Genomic DNA, 4,204 nt, shown 5'->3' with positions numbered 1-4,204 from the left:
GCATAGCGGCATCCTGAACCTCGCCATTCTGCCGACCTTCGGCACGCGCTGGCTGATGCCGATGATCCCCGATTTCGTCGAAAGCAATCCCGACATAACCATCAACTTCGTCACCCGCGTCGGCCGCTTCGACTTCGCCAGGGAGAGGCTGGATGCGGCCATCCACTTCGGCCTGCCGGACTGGCCGGAAGCCGACTCGACGCTTCTGGTGCGCGAAACGGTGGCGCCGGTGGTGTCGCCCGAATTCCTCGCCGGCCGCGCCATCGCCACGCCGGCCGACATCGGCCGTTTGCCGCTGCTGCACATGACGACGCGCCCAGGCGCCTGGACGGAATGGTTCGAGCATCAGGCTCTGAGCGCTCCGACCGGACCCGGAATGCAGTTCGAACAGTTCGGCACCGCCGCCCAGGCCTGCATGGCAGGGCTCGGCGTGGCGCTGTTGCCGCTGCTCCTCATCGAGGGTGAATTACAGCGCGGCCAGCTTGTGCCAGCGCCCGGCCAGCCGATGCAAAGCCGCAGCGCCTATTACCTCGTCGTTCCCCACGACAAGCGCGGCTATCCACCGGTTGCCAGTTTTCGAGACTGGCTGCTGGGCCGGCTGGAGAAGGAGCCGGCTGTTCTGGCGTGGTAGCTACTTCCGCTTCAGCGCGTCCGCCAGCGCCGCGCCAAACGCACCTTGCTCTGCCGGCCGCTCCGGCTGGCGCTGCGGCGCCGGCGAGCGTGGCGCCGGCCTGCCGCCGCCATTGTCGCGCGGTCCGCCCTTCGATGCGCCGCCCTCGCCGCCATCCCTGCGCATGGACAGCGCGATGCGCTTGCGCTTGATGTCGACATCGACGACGCGCACCTTGACCACGTCGCCGGCCTTGACCACCTCATGCGCGTCCTTGATGAAACGGTCGGCAAGCTGCGAGACATGCACCAGCCCGTCCTGGTGGACGCCGATATCGACGAAGGCGCCAAACGCCGCCACGTTGGTCACCGTCCCTTCCAGCAGCATGCCGGGCTTCAGGTCCTTGATGTCGTCGATGCCGTCGGCGAAGGTCGCGGTCTTGAAGCCGGGGCGCGGGTCGCGGCCGGGCTTCTCCAACTCCGCCAGAATATCGCGCACCGTCGGCAGGCCGAAACGCTCGTCGACGAAGACACGGGGATCGAGCGCCTTGAGCGCCGCGCTGTCGCCCATCAGCGAACGCACGTCGCGCCCACAGGCCGCCACGATCTTCTTGGCCACGCCATAAGCTTCCGGATGCACCGACGAGGCATCGAGCGGCTCGCTGCCATTGGCAATGCGCAGGAAGCCGGCGGACTGTTCAAAGGCGCGCGGTCCAAGCCGCGCCACCTTGAGCAGTTCCTTGCGGCTGGCGAATGGTCCGGTCGCATCGCGATGTGCGACAATGGCGTCGGCGAGCGACGCGCCGAGGCCCGAGACGCGCGCCAGCAACGGCGCCGAGGCGGTGTTGAGATCAACGCCGACCGCGTTGACGGCGTCCTCCACGACAGCTTCCAGCGAGCGGCCGAGCCGGTACTGGTCGACATCGTGCTGATACTGGCCGACACCGATGGATTTCGGCTCGATCTTGACCAGCTCGGCCAGCGGGTCCTGCAGGCGCCGAGCGATCGACACCGCGCCGCGCAGCGACACGTCGAGGCCGGGAAACTCGGCCGCCGCCGCCGCCGAGGCCGAATAGACCGAGGCACCCGCCTCGCTGACGATCACCTTGAGCGGCTTCGGACCTGCCCCCGCGGGCATGTCGGACAGCATGTCGGCCACCAGCTTTTCCGTTTCTCTGCTGCCGGTGCCGTTGCCGATCGAGATCAGTTCCACCTTGTGCTGGCGGATCAGCGCGGCAAGCTCGGCCTGCGTGCCACGCACATCGTTCCTCGGCGGGAACGGATAGACCGTTGTCGTCGCCACCAGCTTGCCGGTGCCATCCACCACCGCCACCTTGACGCCGGTGCGGATGCCGGGATCGAGCCCCATCGTCGGCCGCGAGCCGGCGGGTGCCGCCAGCAGCAGATCCTTCAGGTTGCGGGCAAAGACGTGGATCGCCTCTTCCTCGGCCCGTTCGCGCAGGTCGCGCATCAGATCGAGCGTCAGGTGCAGCGACAGTTTTATCCGCCAGGTCCAGCCGGCGACCTCCATCAGCCAGCGGTCGCCCGGCAGGCTGCCGCCGATGGCATAGGCGTTGGCGATCATCCGCTCGACCGGCTTCACCGGCGAGGTGTCATCCGCGTCGACCTCGATGTCCAGCGACAGCACTTCCTCGTTGCGGCCGCGCAGCATGGCCAGCGCGCGGTGGCTTGGCGCCGTGGACCATCGCTCGACATGGTCGAAATAGTCCGAGAATTTCGCGCCGGCTTCCTGCTTGCCATCGACCACCCTGGCGCGCAGGAAGGCGCGCTCCTTCATGTAGGTCCGCAGCTTGCCGACCAGATCGGCATTTTCCGCGAACTGCTCCGACAGGATGTCGCGCGCGCCCTCGAGCGCCGCCTTGGCGTCGGCCACCTCCTCGGTCACATACGCCAGCGCCACCTCAGCGGGCACCAGCGAGCGGTCTGCGAGGATTGCCTCCGCCAAAGCCCCCAGGCCTCGCTCGCGGGCGATCTCGGCCTTGGTGCGGCGCTTCGGCTTGTAGGGGAGATAGATGTCTTCCAGCTCCGCCTTGGTGACCGCCGCCGCGATCTTGGTTTCAAGCTCTTCGGTCAGCTTGCCCTGTTCGCGGATCGAGCCAAGGATGGTGGCGCGGCGCGCATCGAGCTCGCGCAGATAGGCGAGCCGCTCGGCAAGGTCGCGCAGCTGCGTGTCGTCCAGCCCGCCGGTCACTTCCTTGCGGTAGCGCGCCACGAACGGCACCGTCGCACCCTCATCGAGCAGTCCGATCGCTGCGGCCGCCTGTTCGGGCCGCGCCTTGATTTCGGCCGCGATGATGGCTGCGATGCGCTTGATGTCGGATGCCATGTTATTCCCACTCTTTTCGAAAAGAGCGGCGACCATAGGCGCCGACGTTCACATCGCCAACTGCTGAGCGCTTCGCCGGTGCGCGAGGTCCACAGGAAAGCATGTCTGCTATCGAACGTCAGCGTTGCCCCTCACCTGCCTGCCGGCATCCTGTCCCCGTATAGTGACGGGGAGAGGGGCTGTCTCACTGGCTTCGCCAATCACCAACGTCGCAAGAAGTGAGCCGACATTGCTGCCAGCTCCTTCTCCCCGTCCCTATACGGGGAGAAGTGCCCGGCAGGGCGATGAGGGGCGGCGCTACCGTTTGATAAACCGGCTCACCACCCCCAACTCAAATCATCCGGCTCAGCGCCTCGAAGAACGCGACGATCTCGACATCCAGAGGATCGTCGACCGGCTCCGGCTGCGACGACATCTTGGCGATCACCACTTCGGTCCTGGGATCGACGTAAAGCCACTGGCCATGGATGCCGATGCCGCAATAGGCGCCATTTTCGAAGCCGGTCTGATACCATTTGTTGCGGTAGCGGCCCTTCGGGAACAACGGCAGCATCGCACCGCGCTGCCAGGCTTCCGAGCTGCCGCCGGTGACCGTGGTGTCGCGCACCCAGGCCTCGGGCACGATGCGGCGGCCATTGGCCGTGCCGCCCTGCCGCATCATCTCGCCGATGCGCGCCAGGTCACGCGGCGTCACCGAAATGCCGCCGGCGGTGCGTGCCGTGCCTTCCATGTCGACGCCGATCGAGGCTTCGCTGACGGCGCCGAGCGGCAGCCACAGTTTCTCTCGCATCAGATCGGGGAAGCGCTGTCCCGACGCCCGCTCCAACAGCAGGCCGAGCAGGTCGGAATTGGGCGAGCGGTAGCGGAAGGTCTGGCCATGCGGCTCGGCAAGCCGCTGCAAGGTCAGGATGAATTCGCGCAGGCTTTCGGTGCCGCCGCCGGGATTCCACAGCGTGGCGCGGCGATAGCGAGCGAAGGCGCTTTCCGGATCGAGATAGGCCTCCTCGAAATCGAGGCTGACGCTCATGTCGAGCACATGCCGCGCGCTCGCATCGCCATAGGCCGAGCCGGCGGCTTCCGGAATGTACTGCGTCACCGGCGCCTTGGGGTCGAACACCCCCTCGCCTTCCAGTATGCCGGCGATGATGGCGGTCACCGATTTGCTGATCGAGAAGATGATGTGGCGGGCGCCGAAATCCATATGCGGGGCGAACCAGTCACCTATTACCTTTCCGCCTTTCATCACCC

The 4,204-nt window shown here is 66.6% G+C and carries 3 protein-coding genes; 1 reads left to right on the top strand and 2 read right to left on the bottom strand.

Translation table 11 applies throughout. The features are described from left to right. Positions 1 to 631, top strand: a 631-nt coding sequence (locus tag EOA36_RS29255; RefSeq protein WP_127280466.1) for a LysR substrate-binding domain-containing protein, incomplete at its 5' end; no start/stop codon positions are given. Here the strand turns inward: EOA36_RS29255 and EOA36_RS29250 are convergent. Then, on the bottom strand, positions 632 to 2,956 hold the full coding sequence (locus EOA36_RS29250) for a Tex family protein (protein ID WP_127280465.1): 2,325 nt from the start codon (positions 2,954 to 2,956) through the stop codon (positions 632 to 634). It abuts the gene before it with no gap. Between the two features lie 331 nt (positions 2,957 to 3,287). Next, a partial coding sequence (locus EOA36_RS29240) for a serine hydrolase (protein WP_145969361.1) occupies positions 3,288 to 4,204 on the bottom strand: 917 nt, incomplete at its 5' end.

The organism is Mesorhizobium sp. M8A.F.Ca.ET.021.01.1.1, assembly GCF_003998025.1.
Lineage (GTDB): Bacteria > Pseudomonadota > Alphaproteobacteria > Rhizobiales > Rhizobiaceae > Mesorhizobium.
This window is presented reverse-complemented; position numbering and strand designations above follow the sequence as displayed.

Excerpts from the sequence above, each read along its gene's own strand:
- EOA36_RS29250 (WP_127280465.1), bottom strand. The coding sequence starts at position 2,956 with ATGGCATCCGACATCAAGCGCATCGCAGCCATCATCGCGGCCGAAATC.